Origin of the sequence: Trichococcus patagoniensis (genome assembly GCF_003051085.1) — a bacterium.
In the GTDB taxonomy this organism is placed as follows: Bacteria; Bacillota; Bacilli; order Lactobacillales; family Aerococcaceae; genus Trichococcus; species Trichococcus patagoniensis.
Window position 1 is genome coordinate 90,905 of sequence record NZ_QAOM01000006.1, and the last position, 19,718, is coordinate 110,622.

Consider the following 19,718-nt stretch of genomic DNA (forward strand, 5'->3'; position numbering starts at 1 on the left):
CCTACAGGTTTGGGTGTTGTTCAAGATAGTCGTTCGCTTGTTCCAAGGCAAAAGCGGCCTGATAGATCTTCGCTTCTTCGAAATAGTTACCGATCAGTTGGATACCGATTGGCATGCCGTCAGCCGAGAAACCGCCAGGAACGGAAATGGCCGGAACGCCCGCCAAGTTGATCGTTACGGTCAACAAGTCGTCCATGTACATAGCCAATGGATCGTCGTTCTTTTCGCCGATTCCGAAAGCAGTCGTTGTAGTGGTAGGTCCCAGAATCAGATCGTAACCTGCGAAGATGTTCGCGAAGTCGCGTTTGATCAGCGTGCGGACCTGACCCGCTTTTTTGAAGTAAGCATCATAGAAACCGGCGCTCAATGAGAAGGATCCCAACATGATGCGGCGTTTCACTTCCATCCCGAAACCTTCGGAACGGCTCTTGATGTACAATTCATCCAATGAATTGACATTTTCTGCGCGGTAGCCATAACGCACACCGTCAAAACGTTGCAGGTTGGATGAAGCTTCCGAAGAAGCGATGATGTAGTAAGCAGGGATTCCGTATGCCAAAGTCGGCATGCTGACTTCTTCCACGGTAGCGCCCATTTCTTCGAATTGGGCAGCTGCTTTTCTTACAGCCTCTTGGATTTCGGCGGATACGCCCTCTTGGAAATATTCTTTCGGCAAGGCAATCTTCATGCCTGCTACATTTCCGTTCAGGTTCGCGCTGAATTTAGGCACTTCCAGCTTCATGCTTGTCGAATCTTTGGCATCATAGCCGCTGATTGCTTCCAATAATAGCGCATTGTCGGTTACGTTGCGCGTCATCGGGCCGATTTGGTCAAGGCTGGACGCAAAAGCGATCAAGCCGTAACGGGATACGCGGCCGTATGTCGGTTTCATGCCGACGATGCCGTTGAAGGCAGCCGGTTGACGGATACTTCCGCCTGTGTCGGAACCCAAGGAAGCGACAACTTCGCCGCTGGCAACCGCAGCAGCTGAGCCACCGGATGAACCGCCGGGAACTTTAGTCAGGTCCCAAGCGTTTTTTGTTTTTTTGTAGTAGGAGTTTTCTGTGCTTCCGCCCATGGCAAATTCGTCCATGTTCAGTTTTCCGACGTTGACTGCGCCGGCTTGCTTCAATTTTGTGACGACTGTTGCGTCATAGATTGGCATAAAGTCGCCCAACATGCGGCTCGCCGCTGTCGTTGTCACGCCTTCCGTTACGATGTTGTCTTTGATCCCTAAAGGAATACCGTTCAGGACATTGCCGTCAGCGTAGCCTTTTTCGTCAGCCGCTTGGGCTTGTTTCAAAGCTCCTTCTTCGTTCAAAGCCAAGAATGCTTCCACTTTTCCGTCTGTTTCAGCGATGCGTTTGAAGGCTGCTTGTGTCAGTTCCACGGAAGAGAATTCTTTGTTGACTAAACCTTCATGCAGGCTCGTCAGCGTTTCATTGAAAATGCTCATGCGCCTTCCACCTCGTTATCTAGAATTGCCGGCACTTGGATCATGCCGTCTTCGGCTGTCTTGACGTTTTTGAATAAGAGGTCGCGATCCGTTCCTTGTTCCGCTACATCTTCACGCATGACATTCTTCAATGCATAGCCATGAGAAGTCACGGGTACATCCGTTGTATCGACTGCTTCCAATTGTTCCACCATGTCGATGATGTCGCCCAATTGTTCTGTAAAATGTTTAATTTCATTAGGAGCGAATTCCAGCTTGGCCAGTTTTGCTACGTGACGCACTTGCTCTTCAGTGATTGCCATGTAATACCCTTCTTTCTGTCGTTTTGTGTAGGTTTCGTTTTTTTACATACTGTTTTATTCTATCATAAAAATCATTGGTTTGTCGGAGTTTTCTGATGTTTCCAGTACTTTCTGAAAATGTTAAAAGCGGTACGGGTTCGTTCAGACCTGAAAGAAATTTAGGAAATCGTACCGTATGAGCATCGAAGAGCGCAATATGCTGAGAGACTTCCTGCGTCAGCAGGTTAGTCGAACAGTATCCTTGGCTCGCAGAGACAAGGGGTTCCTTTATAAATAATTTCCGAAGGGCTAACCCGTGAAGCTGGAGAAGAAAAGCGGTACGGGTTCGTTCAGCCCTTAATCAAGGTCGCCCTGTCCGCTAATCGAAGATATGGTAATTGAAGCCCTGACTGTCGTTCTCCCTTGTCAGGAACGATTCGATGCCGTTGATGGATTCAACCGTGATCTCGACGGGAATGTTTTGGGGCAGGAAACGCCCTGCTGCATCCGTTACGTGCTGGGTGAAGGCGATGATTTCCGTTTCCCCGTAGAATTGCGTCGTGATGTCGATCTCGAGCGAAAGCAATTGTCCATCGACATATTTCCCTTCACCGACGATACCGTTCAGATTAGGGAAGAAATCCTGAACTTCATTCTTGAAGTTATCGAAGTTGGAAGATTCTTCCGTCTGCGTTCCGCTTTGCAACGGGAAGACAATTTTGCTTTCATTGCGGGTGATCCATTCGCCGATTGCAGTTCCTTCCGTGGAGACACCTTCGAACAGATAGACACCGCCGACCGGGCTGTCCTGCGCCGATTGTTCATAAATGCCGATGACGATCGGAATACTTTCCAATCCCTCGGTCTGGCGCAAACGCGTAATGATCGTATCTGCATAGGCTTTGGCCTGTTCTTCCAGTTTATCGCGGGAAATGGCTTGTTCCATCGGCACATCGTTCACCTTGTAATAGTCGACCGAATTCATCGCCAGTCCGATGGCCATCCCGGCCAATTCGAAGCCATTCTCATTTTGGATCATATAGTCTTGTTCCAAAATCTGCTCCAGATAAATCGGCTCTCTGGTTGCCGCGTCGGTGCTGCCGTTGTCGGTCGGGTTCAAACCATCCGGATTGGAGTCGCTGTAACGACCCAACCATAACCTTGTCGTATCGTAATCGATGACTTGGCCTTCCTGAAAAAAATATTGGTCAGTCGGAAAAATATTTTTTGCCACATCCAACAGATCCGCCTCAAAGTCTTTGATGTTGGCTGTCGAGTTCAGCGAAAGGCTGACGCCGCGATTCTGGCTGAATTGGTACTTGCCGTCCACAATCAAGGCCGGGTAATAATCGGTCGACAACTGATTCTGAGTCGTTTGGACTGTCACTTTTTCAGGTCCGGTATTGGTGGTATTCTCCGTCGTTTGCGTCTCTGATAGCTGTCCGCAACTGGCCAACAGGAACATCGCTGCTCCAGAGACAGTCATAAGGATGACGCTTTTCGCTTTATTCACTGCTGTCACTTCTTTCCAAATTTTTCACCATATCTTCTTCTGTCCAGACAGGGATGCCCAAAGATTGGGCTTTTGCCAATTTGCTGCCGGCTTCTTCACCGGCAACGATCCAATCGGTCTTTTTGGAGACACTGCCGGTCACTTTTCCGCCGAGTGCTTCGATCATTTCCGTCGCTTCGTTTCGGTTATAGTGCGTCAGTTTGCCCGTCAATACAACGGTTTTGCCGTTCCAGATGGACTCGACCGCGGCCACCTCGGCCTTTTTCTTGCCCAGGTAGGTCAGATTGACGCCGTTCGCTCGGAATTCTTCGATCAGGTCCTTCACTTCAGGCAATTGGAAATAGGCTACAACGCTGTCCGCGATGATGTCACCCATGCCTTCGACGGCCATGATTTCTTCTTTCGTCGCCTTCATCACGCGTTCGACTGTTTCGAATTCCGCTGCCAGGCTGGCTGCAGCCTTCGATCCGACATGGCGGATTCCCAATCCGAACAGCAGACGTTCGAATGAGTTCCCCCTGCTCTGATCGATGGCGGTCACAATATTATGAGCAGACTTTTCTTTGATTTTATCCAATTGATAGAGATCTTCTTCCGTCAATTTGTACAGGTCGGCTACGTCCTTGACGAGGCCCTTTTCGAACATCTGGCTGACGACGCGGACACCCAGACCGCTGATGTTCATCGCATTGCGCGAAACGAAGTGGGAAAGGCCCTCTTTGATTTGGGCCGGGCACTTCGGATTGATGCAGCGCAAAGCTACTTCATCCTCCAAATGCACCAAGTGGCTATCGCAGGCAGGGCACGCTTCCGGAATGACATAGGGTGCACTTTCCGGACCTCTGCGGTCGATAAGGACATGTTGGATTTCCGGGATGATGTCACCGGCCTTATGGATCACGACCGTGTCGCCGATGCGCACATCCTTCTCGCGGACCAGATCGACGTTATGCAGGCTGGCGCGCTGCACGGTGGAACCGGCCAAGAAAACAGGATCCATCACGGCTGTCGGCGTCACGACACCGGTACGGCCCACTGTCCACTCGATGTCGCGCACGATCGTTTCGGCTTCTTCCGCTTTGAATTTATAGGCGATTGCCCACCGCGGCGCTTTTACCGTATAACCGATTTCTTCCTGAGCAGCGAAGGCATTGACTTTGATGACGATGCCGTCGATATCGTAAGGCAACTCTTTTCTTTTTGCTGCGATTTCTTCCGTGAATGCCCAGACTTCTTCGATCGAATCGAAGAGCCGGCGTTCCGGATTGGTCCGCAGACCGACCTGAGCCAATCGGTTCAGCAGCGCATCCTGCGTTTCAACAACCAATTGTTCGAAATTGGTGGCACTGTAAAGATAGATGCTCAGGTTGCGGCTGGCCGCAACGCTGGAATCCAGTTGACGCAGACTGCCGGCAGCGGCGTTGCGCGGATTCGCAAAAATCTCCAGGCCTTTCTCATCGCGGTCCGTATTCAATTGGACGAATGAGGCTTTCGGCATGTAGCATTCGCCGCGGACTTCGAAAGTCAGCGGTTCATTCAGGCGCAAGGGAATGGCTTTGACCGTCCGCAGGTTCTGCGTGATGTCTTCTCCGGTATTTCCGTCCCCACGCGTCGCGCCTTGGATGAACAAGCCATTTTCGTACTTCAATGACACGGCCAAACCGTCGATTTTCAGCTCGCAGATGTACTGCAAAGGCTGGTCGGTCAGTTTACTGATCCGTTGATGGAATTGCAGCAGTTCTTCCTGATTGAAGGCATTCCCTAAACTCAACATCGGTGAATCATGCTGGACCTTTGTGAAGCCGGGCAGGATGGTACCACCGATGCGTTGCGTCGGTGAGTCCGTGGTGATCAGCTCAGGATGGGTTTTTTCCAATCTTTCCAGTTCTTGATACTGCTGGTCGTATTCTTTATCGGAAATACTGGGCTTGTCCAGTACATAATACTCGTAACTATAGCGGTTGAGGAGCGTCTTCAACGTCTCGATGCGCTCTTGGGCTTCAGCTGGACTTTCTTTCGCCATGAATGATTCCCCTCCTAAATTATGCTTTTTCGATCGGTGCAAAGGATGCCAACAGGCGTTTGATGCCGATGTCTTTGAAGGCGATATCCAATGTCAACCCATCGCCTTCTCCGCTCGTCTGAACGACGATGCCTGTGCCCCATTTCTTATGGCTGGCTTTGTCCCCGACAGCCCAGCCAAGGCTGGCCGCACCGCTGCTTCCTGTTTGCTTGACGGACTGCGTCGTTTTTTCTCGCGGTCCGGCCGAGAACGGCTGACTGAAGGCTTTCTCCTGACGGGTATCGCTTGCTGTTTTCCAGCGCCCGCCCGAGCTTGCCGGTTTTGAAGAAAACATGCTTGACGTGGATCCCGAACTGTCCTCGCGGTCCAGAACGGATCCGTCCAATTCATCAAGGAAACGCGATGCCGGGTTGGACATCGTACGTCCATAAAGCATGCGGGAATAGGCATTCGTCAGGAACAGTCTTTGCTCCGCCCGCGTGATGCCGACATAGGCCAAGCGCCGTTCTTCTTCCATCTGGTCCTCATCCATGAAGGAGCGGGACGACGGGAAAATGCCGTCTTCCATCCCGATGATGAAGACGATCGGGAATTCCAATCCTTTGGCTGCGTGCATCGTCATCAGCGTCACTTCGCTCTGCGGTTCTTCCTCGATCTGATCCAAATCGGAAACTAGCGCCAAATCGGTCAGGAAGGCGGTCAGATCAAAGTCTTCTTGATTCATTTTATCGAACTCCTGGGTTACCGACAGGAATTCGTTGATGTTTTCGATCCGTGCTTCCGACTCCAGCGTCTTCTCCATTTCGAGGGCTTCCAGATAAGTTGTCTGGGAAAGCAACTCCTGCACCAATTCTGTGATCGGTAGGAATTCCTGCATTTTATGCAGATTATCCATAATGGTCGCGAATTTCTTCAATTCCTTCGCGGCTTTTCCGGATACACTGGATAACGCCACATCATGGGCCGCCTGCAGCAAAGTCAGGTTGTGCATATTGGCGAATTCACGCAGCTTTTCGACACTCGCATCACCGATGCCGCGTTTTGGCACATTCACGATGCGGCCGAAACTCAAGTCATCCGATGGGTTCACGATCAAGCGCAGATACGCCAAAATGTCTTTTATTTCTTTTCGGTCGTAGAACTTGCGCCCGCCGACCATCTTGTAAGGGATGTTCGACTTCAGGAGGTTCTCCTCGATGACACGCGACTGCGCATTCGTCCTGTAAAGCACTGCGAAATCTCCGTACTGGCGCTTGTTTTCACGGACTTCCTGAAGCATCTTCGAGATGACGTAGCGCGCTTCATCGTGTTCGGATTGGCCCCGGTAGTAAACGATGTTCTCGCCGTCCGGATTGTCTGTCCACAACTCTTTTTCTTTCCGGTTGACGTTGTTTTGGATCACGTCATTGGCTGCACGCAGGATTTTTTTTGTGGAACGGTAGTTTTGCTCCAGCAAGACCACTTTTGCGTCCGGATAATCCTTTTCGAAGTTGAGGATATTTTCCATGTCGGCACCACGCCAACCGTAGATGCTTTGGTCCGCATCGCCGACGACGCAGATGTTTTTGAATTTGCTGGCCAATAGTTGCACCAATTGGTATTGGGCGAAGTTGGTATCCTGGTACTCGTCCACGTGGATGTAATGGAATTTATTTTGGTAGTAGGACAGCGTTTCCGGATATTCCTGGAACAGTTTGACCGTCAACATGATCAGGTCGTCGAAATCCATCGATTGGCTGTTTTCGAGCGCTTTTTGGTAATCCTTGTAGCACTCGAAGACGATATTGTCGATATAACCGCCGGCGAAATCGCCGAATTCCTTCGGTGTCTGCAGCTCATTTTTCGCTTGACTGATCCGACCCAGAATCATGCGGTGATCGAATTTTTTCGAATCCAGATTCTTTTCGCGGATGATGCGTTTCATCAATGTTTCGGTTTCGCTCTGGTCGCAGATGGTGAAGGAGCGCGCATAGCCGAGCTGTTCGCTTTCTCTTCTGAGGATCCGCACGCACATGGAGTGGAAAGTAGATACCCACATGTCGTTGCCGACTGTTCCGACCAAGCGGATGACCCGCTCTTTCATTTCTTTTGCTGCTTTATTCGTAAAGGTGATGGCTAAGATGTTCCAAGGGTTTACTGATTTTTCTTCCAGTAGATAGGCCATGCGGTGAGTCAGCACACGCGTTTTGCCGCTGCCTGCCCCAGCCATGATCAATAGTGGCCCTTCCGTCGCCAAAACGGCTTCTGCTTGCCTTGGGTTCATTCCTTTTATGAGGTCGTGTTTTTGTTGCACAATTGCCATCCTTTCTTTTGTTGCCTTTGTTCCGGAGTATGTATGGGTACTTTCTTTTTTGATAAGTTCAAGGCGATGGTGCAGCCTTATCGTTTCTGATTTGCATCATGGTTTAGTCTATCATTTTAGAGCGTGGCTATCAATGAATCCCCGGATATTTAAAATAGTTTTTAACCCTTGTTCCCCTCGGTGACCCTGAGTTTCTTTTCATCCCATTATGCCATTATTTCGGCTGTTTATAGCAAAAGAACTTCCTTTTCCGTATGTCAGGGGTTACAATGAAGACAGTAGTCAGCATACCGATAGGAACCTGTTTGATATTAGCCTATGGGGTGGATTTCATGACGCAAAAAGGTTAGCGTTTTATCTGGTAAGTTTGTTTATCATTTTAATGATTTGGACGTTCCAAATCCCATACTCGCAGGCCCTTTCAAGGGAAGTCGCGCAAGGTATCCGCGATTCCCAAGAACAAAACTCGCTTGTCTCGGATCCAGAAAGCAATAAAGTCTACGTTACGCCTGTCAGCACCAGCGAGGGCGACCTCTCCCCCCGTGCACCGAGACGGTACTGATCATCCATCTGCCCATACGGCTGCGATGCCATATAACATAAAAGTCCTGCCGCTGAATCAACGAAATGATTCCACGGCAGGACTTTCTTTAATTTCTTTCGAGGCTGAACGAACCCGTTCCGCTTTTCTAGGTCTATTGGGCCAGAATGTCGTTTGTGTCTTTCAACGTTTCGAAGAAAAAGATGAGATATTCGCCCATCTTGTCGTAGTCCTTGTTGCGCATACAAACCGCTACTTCCTTATATAAGCCGAGCAACTGTGCTTCGCTTTGATAACGTTCTTCATCCATCAGATCACTGTTGTCGGAATAAGTGTTATGGATGTCGCGGGCTGTCGTCATGATCACTTTCTTCAGAAACTGATTTTCACTTTTGGCGATGAACGTCTCAAATATTTTGTATTCATTCTTGAAATACCCCGCAGCATCCCGGTATTTCAGATACTCCGCTTGTTTTTCAAGTATCTTTTCAAAAACCCTATAATCCAAGGCAATGTCGTTTTCCTTCAGATATTGCAGGTAGTTCATGATAAGACCGGCGATCAGTTCCAAGCGTTCCAGTAGACCTTCATTTGAGATTTTCTTCTCAGCTACGATATAGCCTTTGTAAGTGATGGATTTCACTAATCCTTCCTCCTCCAGCAAAAGCAGCGCTGTACGGATCGGTGTCCGGCTCATGAACAAGGCTTCCGAAATCAGTTGTTCGGTTATTTTTGTTCCCGGAGACCAACAATTGCTGTCGATTTTGTCTTTTATGTAGTCGTATGCTTTATTGAATAGTCTATCCTCCATGAATTGATTCCTTCCTTCATATAAGAGCGCGGACACCTGTTTCCGTTACTCTGTAGATTCTAACAAGCCGTTTTCTTCCAGTTCGTTGATGAGGATATCCGGGCTGTCACCCAATAATGTGACGTGTCCCATTTTCCTTTTCGCGCGGTGTTCTTTTTTTCCGTAAAAATGGAAATGCCAATCCGGTTTGGTCAGCAGCAGAATCAGTGCTTCATCAAGTTTTTCTTCCATGATGTTGAACGTCACGCTTGTATCGTACAGCTGGATTTCCGGAATGGGTAACCCACAGATGCAACGGACTAGGACTTCATACTGAGAGATGCTGCAGCCGTCCAACGAATAATTGCACGAATGGTGCGGTCTGACGACCAATCGGTTCACATAGAGGGAACCTGAGGAAGTCAGGAATGTTTCGATCGTCAAAATCCCGGTCAGATTCATGGCCTTCGCAGTCAGTTTGCCGATATGTTCCAGCTCTTTCTGGATATTTCCGCCTACGCGTGCAGGCGTGATGGTCTTCACAAGTTTTTGCTCCCGGTAGACCGTCTCCGTGACGGGGAATGACGTGAACACATTGTTCGCATCCTGGGCTACTGTAATGGTCAACTCCATCTCGAATGGGATCCATGCCTCCAAAATGCACGTTCCTTTTTTCAGCAAGGCTGACGCCCTGCCAAAGTCCTCTTCGCTATACAAAAGATGCTGGACCGGCGTGGCCGCTTCGACACGGATCGGCTTCAGCACACATGGGAAGCCGATGCTTTTGACGGCCTCTTCCATGTCTTCGATGGCGGTTATCGTCGCGTAAGGCGTTACGTTTATGTTCAAGGATTCCAAAAACGCTTTTTCGATCAACCGGTCTTGGGTGATGGAAAGGCTATCCGGATCCTGCGGTATAGCGATATAAGGATTGATTTGCGTCAGCAACATCGTATCCACGGCTTCGGATTCAAAGGTCAGCACGTCCGATTTTGCCGCGAGATCCGTCAGCGCATCGAAGTCCGTATATTTCTTGGTTATCTGCCAATCAGCTATTTGCCCAGCCGGACAGGCAGGATCAGCGTCCAAGATGCCTATTTGGTAGCCCATTTTTTTGGCTTCCAAAGCAATCATACGGGCGACATGTCCTCCGCCAATAATACCGATTGTTTTCCCGGGTAAAATTTGATTCGGCATGTGATCACACTACTCTCTTGGATTTTCATTAGAATTTTGTTGAAAAAGTCTCTACCAAATCATTTTATCACTATGTTCGACGAATGTCGCCATGCAAAAACTGCCTGTTTGTAGAATTTTCGCGAGAAATAAGGGTAGTTGAGCCAAAAAACGCGCCGACACTTGGTTCCCTCCTCAAAAGGGCCCAATCTGTCCGCGCGTTTCTGTTTGTATGCTTCAACTATCATATTCATAAAGTGCATGCTGTTCGATGACTGCTATCAGCTTGGTCGCATAATCCGGATCGGTCGCATAGCCGCAATCCTGGAGAGCCTGGGCCGCTTCCTGATAGGTGGTTGCCTGCAGAACCGGCGCGTATTGGCTCGGATTCCAAGTGGTGCCATTGACGAACAGCAACGCATGGTCCTGGACCGATTCCGTCCAGCTGCCGTAGACTCTGAAGTTCGCTTGAATGGTTACCCACTGGCCGTTGTAGTATTCATTGGTTGTCAAGAGGACCGTATTTCCCGGATCATCACCCTTCATGCCGTAAAGATTGTTGTAGACGGCAGACAGTTCGCTCTCTCCCCAATCCGATTCGAGGATCGCTTGCGCGATGCTGATGCTAGCGTGGACACCATATGTTGCTTGCATCTGCTGTGCGGCAGGGGCGACAGTGGCGATGAAGCCGGTCCCCTGATTATTGCCGTACTCCGGGATATCCGGAACAATTGTAGTAAAATCGCCGATGAGCGACAGACTTGCCATAAAACTGATCAACAAGAAAAATATAATCTTGATTGCTTGAGCGGATGCCGATTGCGGGTTTTTTCGAGTCCGCTTTCTCTTTCGTGCCATATGTTCCTCCATCTATTTGGTTGAGCTGGTTTACCTGCTATTTTTTGCTGTCCCCGAGGGCTTCGTTTTGCTTCAGGATCGCTGCATATTCCTCTAACGTCAGATTGTTTTCGGTCATGTAAATGGCGTTCTCAACACCCACAAACCGAAAATGCCACGGTTCAAAATTGATGCCGGTGATGGCCTCTTTCTCTTTTGGATAGCGCAATATAAAGCCATATTGCGCTGCATTTTCTTTCAACCAAAGACCCTCCGGATAGTTCTCCAGATCCGGGAGCAAACCGGATCCGCCTTCTTGGGTCGCTAAAGCCGTCGACGTAAGGTCAACTGCGAGACCAGTTATGTGTTCACTGGCATGCGGCAAAGCGATATATTCTTCCGTCTTGGCGCGCGCCTCTTCTTCAGACAAACCTGAGGCCAGATAATTTTGATAGTTGACGTCGTAGTTTGCTTGCTGCTGCTCGATGGAGCGGTAACCTGAGATCATCGTGAAATCCATTCCGGCGGCTTTCCCGGCTTCCAAAAGTGCCAAGTAAGGGTCCTTTATCCTGCTGTCGATCTGATAGCCGCTCTCGGTAAGGTAAAACTCCGTTGCGATTTCTGCAGCAAGCTGATTTTCCCTGTTCACCAAAACCAGATTCCAATCAGTTGAGGAAGCGGTAGGAGTCACGATCACTTTGGGCTCGTCTTCATCGGCTTCATCAACTGCAGCTTCGGAAGCGGCTTGCGATTCTTCGGAATGCTTGCTTGCTATCGCATCCTGCTGACTGTTTGACGGTTCATCGTCCTCGGTTGTGCACCCTGTGAAAAAGAGCATCGCCAGCAAGAGACCCGCAAGGCAACGCAGTCTTTGTGCGTACCTCTCAGGTGTATGGGAGTATTTTTTTTTCGTTTCCATCTTCTACCCTCTTCTGGTCTGTAATTTTTTGTTATGCCTATTTTAGCACAAACATCCGTCATTCCACACCCAAAAAGTAAGCCTACGCTCAAATCCAAACGAAAAGCCAAGATAGTATCATCTCGGCTTTCCGGTTTATATTCTGTTATATTCTGTTATTCAGTAATTTTTGTGATGGTATCAGGCGTATTCTCATTGAACCATTCAAGCAGATTGATTTTTTCCGAATCGATCTGATGGCGGATGATGCTAGGCAAGCGCAGATCGATGATATCTTTGTAACTCCAGAAATCATAATTGCACTCAAGCCGGAGTGTGGTGATTGCCGATCTATGGACTTCTGAATCATGGACGGTCTCATCGGTAGTGTACCATTTGAAATCGGCCAAATCCGTCGCTATCCATTTTTTGGCGACTTGATATTTTAGGAAATGATATTCTCTTACAGGGTTCTCTGCCACTTCGGGTAGAATTTCGGCATTGCGGCAAACTTTCTGGACAAGCATCCATTCATAATCGGTAAACAATTTTGAAATGATCTGCATGTTCTCTGGTTTTAAACCATGCTCTCCTTTTTTCCAGCGATCCCAGCTCTGCGGCGAGATCCCTAGTTGATTGGCATAAAAAGCTTTTTCACTGACATATTGCTCTTTGATCGTATACAAGACAATTGTTATAAGTGCATTATTCATTTATGTAACCTCCAATCTATCATGTTCTTATTATACACTTATTACGTGATAAAAGAAATAATTTGCGAAAAAAAACTGAGGCTGTCTTGAAATGCGGGATTGCTTCTTCCTAATGCACCCGCTCGCCGGAGAAGCGCGACCGCATGCGTGCGCAGCTCCGGTGAAGGATCCGCTCCTCGGAGAACGCCGGTAACTATCGGTCTTAACTCCGGTGAGGCAGTGCTTATCGGAGAAAATAAACAGAATGTGGGCCGAACTCCGGCGAACCCTCCGCTCGCCGGAGAAGAGAACAGCTCGCAGCAATGGAGAGTGGTCGCACAGAAAGTTACCGGATAACGAAAAAACGGTACTGTCTCGCAAATGGGTCCGCCTCATCTATGTGGTTTGACGGTATGATTGTAGGGTCTAGCGTTCGAGTTCGTGGTGAGATTCCCCGCCAAAATGGTTATCGCGGGGAATCTCGTGTTGTCCGCGGGCATTTTTCCCCGCCAAGCTGATTTTGGCGGGTTTTCTGACTGTGATCTGAACTGATTTTCCCCGCCAACAAGCTTTTGGCGGGGAATTTCCGGGCATAAACTCCATTCTAAATTAGAAGAGGCTGTATCTCAGACCAGAATAGTACTTTCTGGTCTGAGATACAGCCTCTCGGTTATTAATTTTTAAGATATTGCTTGCTGAACCTCGTTAGTGCTCAAACTCTGAGCTCAGGATTCATCGTATCCTTTTAGTACGGTTCTGAATCCTAGAGTTCTCCGCCTAACGCTGTTCATGCCCACCCAGCCAAAACCGGGCTGTTTGGTCCTGAACCTCGTTAGTGCTCAAACTCTGAGCTCAGGATTCATCACACACTATACTCTTTCTGGTTTGTAGATGATTGATCCGATTTCGTAGCCGTGTTCTTCTAGTCTGGCACGGATGCCGTCGATGTCTTTGCTTTCCAGTTGGATGACGACTTGGACATAGCCCATTTTGCGGTAAGTCGCGATCTGTTGGATGTTGATGTTCTCATCGGAAAAGATATCCGTCAGGTCTTCGAGGACGCCTTTTTTGTCTTCATGGATATTGACGACAACGCGGACGCCCGGTGTGTAGTAGCCCAGCACATCGATGAAGGCAGAGAAGATATCCTTTTCGGTGATGATGCCGATCAGGCGGTTGCCTGCCTCGACGACCGGCAATACGCTGATGCCATTCTCGCGCATCATTACGGCAGCTTCTTCCAAAAGAGCTTCCTTGTTGATTGTCACGACACGTTTTTCCATGATGTCGGCCACTGTCGTTTTATTCAACAGATAGTTGACTTCATGCATATCCAAGCTGGTCATGCTGGAAGGTGTATTGCGCTCGATGATGCCCTCCGTGATCAAACCCACGATGGTCTCGCCTTGCACGACCGGCAGACGGTGAATCTTGTGCTCTTTCATCAGATCCAAAGCTTCGATGATTTTTGTTGAAGGTTGAATCGTTACTAAATCCGTTGACATATAGCTTTGTACATCCATTATTTAGCCTCCTAAGTAAGCTTTCTGAACTTCGTCACTTGCTAATAATTCTTCCCCGGTTCCGGTCAATACGATATTTCCCGTCTCCAATACATAGCCGCGATTCGCGATTTTCAGCGCAACATTGGCGTTTTGTTCGATCAAAAGGATCGTCGTGCCTTGTTTCTGGATATCCTGGATGATATGGAAGATTTCCTTGATGAAGATTGGCGCCAGCCCCATCGAAGGCTCATCCAGAAGCAACAGCTTCGGCTTCGTCATCAAAGCGCGGCCCATCGCCAACATCTGTTGTTCTCCACCGGACAGAGTGGCCGCATCCTGATTTTTTCTTTCACGCAGGATCGGGAAACGTTCGAATACCGCTTCCAGATCACCTGCAAGATTCTGCTTGTCTTTGCGGGTGAAGCTTCCCAGATCAAGGTTTTCCTGTACGGTCAAACCTTTGAATACATGGCGGCCTTCCGGAACTTGGGCGATCCCTTGTTCAACGATTTTTCTGGTCGCCACATTGTGGATTGGTTTCCCTAGATATTCGATTTCGCCTGAAGACGGTTTTACCAACCCGGAAATCGTACGCAAAATGGTGGACTTCCCTGCTCCGTTGGCTCCGATCAAAGTCACGATTTCGCCTTCATTCACTTCAAAGCTGATATCTTTGATGGCTTGGATCATGCCATAATGCACAGATAGATTTTTTACTTTCAGCACGTTAGTCGCCTCCTAGATAAGCCTTGATTACGGCTGGATTTTTTTGGATTTCTTCCGGCGTTCCTTTGGCAAGCAGACGGCCATATTCCAATACATAGATTCTTTCGCACACATTCATGACCAAGGACATATCATGCTCGATCAAAACGACAGTGATTTTGAAATCTTTCTGTATTTTACGGATCAGAGCGGTCAATTCCGCAGTCTCTTGCGGGTTCATGCCGGCTGCTGGTTCATCCAGAAAGAGGATTTTCGGATCTGTCGCCAGAGCGCGGACGATTTCCAAACGGCGTTGCTCGCCATAAGGGAGATTTTTCGCCAAAACATCGTATTTCTTTTCCAATTCGAAAATGGCCAACAGTTCCAACGCTTTTTCGCGCATTTCCGCTTCCTTGCGGTAATAAGTCGGTGTGCGCAACAAGCTGTGGAAAGTATTTTCACCCATAGTACTGTGCATCGCGATCAGCACATTATCGATGACCGTCAGTTCTTTGAAGAGGCGGATGTTCTGAAAGGTACGCGCCAAGCCGAGGTCCGTAATTTTATAAGGCGCTTTTCCGTTCAAAAGCACTTTTTTGTTGTCGATTTCCAATTCGATTGTGCCTTCTGTCGGAACGTAAACGCCCGTCAGCAAGTTGAAGAAGGTCGTTTTACCAGCACCATTGGGACCGATCAGACCGACCAATTCATTTTCTTCGATCGCAAAATCGACATTGGAGACAGCGGCCAAACCGCCGAAGTTTTTGGTCAACTCTTTTACTTCTAATAGGCTCATTATTGGACCTCCTTCTTAACAGAATCTTTTTTCGCGAAGCGTTTCAACAAGCCGGACATCGTGAATTCACGGTTACCCAATAGTCCGCCTGGACGGAAGACCATGATGGCAATGATGGCAAGCGCGTAGAAAATCATCCGCAGCTCACCGAACGATTGCAGATAGGTATTCAGGACGCCTAGCACGACAGCAGCGACGACCGTGCCGGTTACGCTGCCGATGCCGCCGAATACGACGATGATCAGCACATCGATTGATTTCTGGAAAGTGAAATCGCCAGGCGTGATGACGCTGAAATAGGTGCCGTACAAAGAACCGGCGATGCTGGCGGTTGCCGCACCGATCATAAAGGCAATGACTTTGTATGTCGTTGCGTTGACCCCCATCGACTCGGCTGCGATCTCATCTTCACGGATGGCGATGGTCGCACGACCCGGGCTGCTGTGGATGTAGTTGACGGTGATGATTGTCGTTATGACCACTATCAGGAATAAAATCAGAATGAAGCTCATGTTTGATTCGAAGGGAAAAGAGATGCCGCTGATGCCGCGCGCACCGTTCGTAAGGTCCCCCATGTTCAGGATCAGGATACGGATGATTTCCGCTACCCCCAGTGTCGCGATGGCCAAGTAGTCGCCTTTCAGTCGGAGCGTCGGTATCCCGACGATCAAGGCCACAGCGATGGAAATGACCATGCCCACCAACAACCCTACGAAGAACCCTGGCAAGCCTTCCATCTTATCCCCGATAATGGCACCGCTGTAGGCTCCGATCGCCATAAAGCCGGCATGTCCCAGTGAGAATTGGCCTGAAAAACCGATGACCAGATTCAATCCGATCGCCAGGATGATGTTGATCAGAATCGTCACCAAAGTAATTTGATAGAACGGAGAAATGACATTTGTGCTGACGCCGACGAACAGGACAACAACCGTCAAAGCGATAAGAATGAGCCAACCTAGATTTGTTTTGTTCAATTGTTTCATTGTTATCACCTACACTTTCTCTTTTGTATTTTTCCCGAAGATTCCGGAAGGTTTTACGATCAGGATGATGATCAGGATCAGGTAAACGACTGCATCTTTGAACATTGAGCCGCCATATGCGCTGACCAATGTCTCAATGATTCCGATGACATAACCGCCGACCATGGCCCCAGGGATGATGCCGATGCCGCCGAATACTGCCGCAACGAAAGCTTTCAGACCCGGTGTCACACCCATCAATGGTGAAATCGAATTATAGTAGATACCGACCAATACGCCTGCCGCTCCGGCTAAGGAAGAGCCCAGGACGAATGTAAAGGAAATGACGTTATCCACGTTGATCCCCATCAATTGTGCCGCTTCAGGATCGGTGCTGACCGCCCGCATGGCTTTCCCCATTTTGGTGTACTTCACGATGACCTGCAAAGCGATCATCAGAATGACCGTCGTCAGAAAAATCAGGATTTGCTGCGAGTTGATGGTCACCCCGCCGAATGTCCAATTCTGGACTTTCAATGCTGTCGGGAAGGCCTTCACTTGAGGCCCCATTATATAGATCATGACGTTTTGCAATAAATAGGAAACCCCGATGGCTGTAATCAGCGTTGCTACCCTTGTTGCTCCCCGCAATGGTTTGTAGGCGATCTTCTCGATGACCACCCCTAAAATGGCACAAAAAATCATTGAAATCAGTATGGCTGGGAATAGGCCGAGGCCAACGTTTTGGATCAAAGCATAGCCAAGGTACGCGCCCACCATATAAATGTCCCCGTGGGCAAAGTTAATCAATTTGATGACGCCGTATACCATGGTGTACCCTAGCGCAATCAAGGCGTAGATACTTCCCAACGATATACCGTTTATCAGCTGCTGAACTAAATTTTCCATTTTACACCTCTCTTTTCTTCTGCTTTACAGAATTCTTTCTTTCATTATACTGTATTGTCCGATTATAGTTTACTAATATTAACGCACGATGAGGGATTAACTTTTGATGAGGTAAAACATAAAGAAAGGTGCTAAGCAAATTCTGCCAGCACCTCATTGTGTTACTTTGGAATCAAACGGTCTATTCAGGTTTCAATGCCGCTATTTTGTGCGCCAGGCCATTTTTATTTAGCTGGTTCCACAACAGAGTTGCCGACTTCTAAACCATCTTGTAATTCGATAACGAAAGCGGATTTTACAGGGTTATGATTTTCGTCGAATGAGAAATTACCTGTAACGCCTTCGAAATCTTCAGTTGCCGCTAAAGCATCTGTGATTGCTTGAGGATCTGTGCTGTCAGCAGTCGCGATTGCATCGAATACTAATTGTGCGGCATCGTAAGCCAAAGCTGCGAATGAATCTGCAGGTTTGCCGTACTCTGCTTCAAAAGCAGCCAAGAAGTCTTGTACTTTAGGATCTTCACTGTTCGGAGTGAAGTGGCTGGCGTAGAATACATTATCAACGTTGTCGGCACCGGCCAATTCAACCAATGTTGAGTTGGCGAAGCCGTCCGGTCCAAGGATCGGTTGCGCGATACCCATTTCACGGGCTTGCTTGATGATCAGGCCGCCTTCTTCATAGTAGCCAGGCAAGAAGATGACATCATAATCTAATTTCGAAATGTTTGTCAGGATCGCTTTGAAGTCTGTATCGCCGGCTGTGAAGTTTTCTTCCGCTACGATTTCTCCTTCAAATGTTTCTTTGAACGCATCAGCCAAACCGATTGCGTAGTCAGTTGAGTTATCCACTAAAATAACAGCTTTTGTAGCTTGCAAATCTGTTTGAGCGAATTCAGCCAAAGCTTTACCTTGGAATGAATCTTGGAAGCATACGCGGAATACGTATTCCAACACAGATTCGCCATCCATTGTTACGCTATCGCCTGTAGCAGCAGGAAGGATCGCTGGTACTTTTGCTCTTGTAACTGCAGGCGATTGTGCATTGGCTGCACCAGTTGTAGCAGGTCCTAGGATTGCGACAACATTATCTTCGGTAGCCAAACGCGTCGCAACCGATGTGGATTCTGAAGGCTCGGATTTATTATCGTAAGATATGTATTCAATCTCTTTGCCCAACAAGCCATCTGCAGCATTCTGTTCTGCAACGGCCATTTTGATCCCTTCGTCCATCAGTGTTCCGTATGCACTCGCACCGCCTGACAATTCGAAGTTACCACCCAATTTGATTGTATCGCTCTCTTCTGTCGTCGCGCCATTGCCGCATGCTGCAAGTACGAATACAGATGCCAAGCCCATCAATAATTTCTTTTTCATCTAAATAATCCTCCCCATCTCACTATATGTTAATAATTCGTTGTAAATTCAAAGAAAAGGCCCTCATCCTTCTCCTTAAAATTTAATGTCATTAGTATAGAATATTCTGACAATTTAAGCAACCCAATTTTGGCCTTTTTTGGCAAAAAGCGAATGTTCTTTTTTTACGCCCCCTCAAAGAAGCGCCGTTGCAACAAATCCAATAAAATGACTTGCATAATAACGGGCATTTTTTGTCCAAAAACAACTGCTCTTTTTTCTCATTTTCCGGAAAGTCATACTGAACAAAACAGCAAATGCAGGTGCATTATTTGCACAATAATACGAAAATGACTTGATAAAAATTCAAAAATGCTTATGATTGAGATATTATTTCATTTCGAGAGGAAGTGCAGTACTTACTATGTTCCATTTGGATAAGGAGAAGTTCCGCGTAGGCATGCGTACAACCAAATCCGGCGTTGCTGTCGGTTTTTGTGTCCTACTGTTCAAATTATTGGACCGAGGTTCTCCTATGTTGGCCGGTTTGGCGGCAGTCTTTGCTTTGCGTGAAGATTGCTCGCAGTCACTCCATCATGGAATCCGTCGTGTCGGAGGCAATACTGTCGCCGGCATCCTTGGTGTCACCTTGATTGCCATCAAAGATTTTCTGGGACTGGATTTTTCTGTGGATTTCTTCGGAACAATCATCGCCGTCATCATCCTGATCATGGTCTGCAACATCTTGGACATGTCAACGGCTATCGTCGGTGCGACCGCGACCTTCCTTGTCGTTTTCTACAATATAGATGACACTGAAAAAATCACCTATGCCATCCAAAGGGTACTGGACACAGTCATCGGCACTTCCATCGCCATCGGGGTCAACTACCTGCTGCCTGGTGCGCCTCAAACACCATCCGAAAACTGAGCAACTGCAGAAAAAACGCGCAAGCCGCCATCCATTGGCTGCTTGC

At 48.2% G+C, this 19,718-nt stretch carries 17 protein-coding genes; 1 reads left to right on the top strand and 16 read right to left on the bottom strand.

The window, feature by feature from the left end; all coding sequences use genetic code 11:
• Position 1: 1 nt before the first annotated feature.
• The 16 genes from gatA to C8U37_RS05395 form a co-directional block, all read right to left on the bottom strand.
• Positions 2-1,456 carry an Asp-tRNA(Asn)/Glu-tRNA(Gln) amidotransferase subunit GatA gene (gene gatA / locus C8U37_RS05320; RefSeq protein WP_108032227.1) on the bottom strand — a complete coding sequence of 485 codons (1,455 nt, stop codon included), beginning with the start codon at positions 1,454-1,456 and terminating at the stop codon, positions 2-4.
• A complete protein-coding gene (gatC, locus tag C8U37_RS05325; RefSeq protein WP_108032228.1) occupies positions 1,453-1,758 on the bottom strand; it encodes an Asp-tRNA(Asn)/Glu-tRNA(Gln) amidotransferase subunit GatC in 306 nt (101 codons plus the stop codon). The genes gatA and gatC overlap by 4 nt, the downstream gene beginning before the upstream one ends.
• 358 nt (positions 1,759-2,116) lie before the next feature.
• Entirely contained in the window at positions 2,117-3,250 is a 1,134-nt protein-coding gene (locus tag C8U37_RS05330) for a CamS family sex pheromone protein (RefSeq protein ID WP_108032229.1), read from the bottom strand.
• Complete coding sequence (gene ligA, locus C8U37_RS05335; RefSeq protein WP_108032230.1) at positions 3,243-5,273, bottom strand: NAD-dependent DNA ligase LigA; 2,031 nt, start codon at positions 5,271-5,273, stop codon at positions 3,243-3,245. Before ligA ends, C8U37_RS05330 begins: the two co-directional genes overlap by 8 nt.
• Positions 5,274-5,292: 19 nt before the next feature.
• A complete protein-coding gene (gene pcrA, locus C8U37_RS05340; protein WP_211306134.1) occupies positions 5,293-7,575 on the bottom strand; it encodes a DNA helicase PcrA in 2,283 nt (760 codons plus the stop codon).
• Between the two features lie 695 nt (positions 7,576-8,270).
• Positions 8,271-8,927 carry a GntR family transcriptional regulator gene (locus C8U37_RS05345; protein ID WP_108032232.1) on the bottom strand — a complete coding sequence of 219 codons (657 nt, stop codon included), beginning with the start codon at positions 8,925-8,927 and terminating at the stop codon, positions 8,271-8,273.
• A gap of 45 nt (positions 8,928-8,972) precedes the next feature.
• Positions 8,973-10,103, bottom strand: a complete 1,131-nt coding sequence (gene purK, locus C8U37_RS05350) for a 5-(carboxyamino)imidazole ribonucleotide synthase (RefSeq protein ID WP_108032233.1) — start codon at positions 10,101-10,103, stop codon at positions 8,973-8,975.
• 216 nt (positions 10,104-10,319) lie between these two features.
• Positions 10,320-10,940 (bottom strand): glycoside hydrolase family 73 protein, encoded by a 621-nt coding sequence (locus tag C8U37_RS05355; protein ID WP_170100196.1) that lies wholly within the window; start codon positions 10,938-10,940, stop codon positions 10,320-10,322.
• Between the two features lie 37 nt (positions 10,941-10,977).
• Positions 10,978-11,838 carry a M15 family metallopeptidase gene (locus C8U37_RS05360; RefSeq protein WP_108032234.1) on the bottom strand — a complete coding sequence of 287 codons (861 nt, stop codon included), beginning with the start codon at positions 11,836-11,838 and terminating at the stop codon, positions 10,978-10,980.
• Positions 11,839-11,993: 155 nt separating this feature from the next.
• Positions 11,994-12,530 carry a hypothetical protein gene (locus tag C8U37_RS05365; RefSeq protein WP_108032235.1) on the bottom strand — a complete coding sequence of 179 codons (537 nt, stop codon included), beginning with the start codon at positions 12,528-12,530 and terminating at the stop codon, positions 11,994-11,996.
• Between the two features lie 848 nt (positions 12,531-13,378).
• Positions 13,379-14,032, bottom strand: a complete 654-nt coding sequence (locus C8U37_RS05370; protein ID WP_086629317.1) for a CBS domain-containing protein — start codon at positions 14,030-14,032, stop codon at positions 13,379-13,381.
• A 3-nt stretch (positions 14,033-14,035) separates the two neighbouring features.
• Entirely contained in the window at positions 14,036-14,704 is a 669-nt protein-coding gene (locus C8U37_RS05375; RefSeq protein ID WP_106449384.1) for an ABC transporter ATP-binding protein, read from the bottom strand.
• Between the two features lie 37 nt (positions 14,705-14,741).
• Positions 14,742-15,515 carry an ABC transporter ATP-binding protein gene (locus C8U37_RS05380; RefSeq protein ID WP_108032236.1) on the bottom strand — a complete coding sequence of 258 codons (774 nt, stop codon included), beginning with the start codon at positions 15,513-15,515 and terminating at the stop codon, positions 14,742-14,744.
• A complete protein-coding gene (locus C8U37_RS05385; protein WP_108032307.1) occupies positions 15,515-16,501 on the bottom strand; it encodes a branched-chain amino acid ABC transporter permease in 987 nt (328 codons plus the stop codon). Before C8U37_RS05385 ends, C8U37_RS05380 begins: the two co-directional genes overlap by 1 nt.
• Positions 16,502-16,510: 9 nt before the next feature.
• Complete coding sequence (locus C8U37_RS05390) at positions 16,511-17,389, bottom strand: branched-chain amino acid ABC transporter permease (protein WP_108032237.1); 879 nt, start codon at positions 17,387-17,389, stop codon at positions 16,511-16,513.
• 224 nt (positions 17,390-17,613) lie between these two features.
• A complete protein-coding gene (locus C8U37_RS05395; protein ID WP_108032238.1) occupies positions 17,614-18,762 on the bottom strand; it encodes an ABC transporter substrate-binding protein in 1,149 nt (382 codons plus the stop codon).
• A gap of 439 nt (positions 18,763-19,201) precedes the next feature.
• Here C8U37_RS05395 and C8U37_RS05400 point away from each other — a divergent pair, with 439 nt between their 5' ends.
• Positions 19,202-19,672, top strand: a complete 471-nt coding sequence (locus tag C8U37_RS05400) for an FUSC family protein (protein WP_170100197.1) — start codon at positions 19,202-19,204, stop codon at positions 19,670-19,672.
• Positions 19,673-19,718 lie beyond the last annotated feature (46 nt).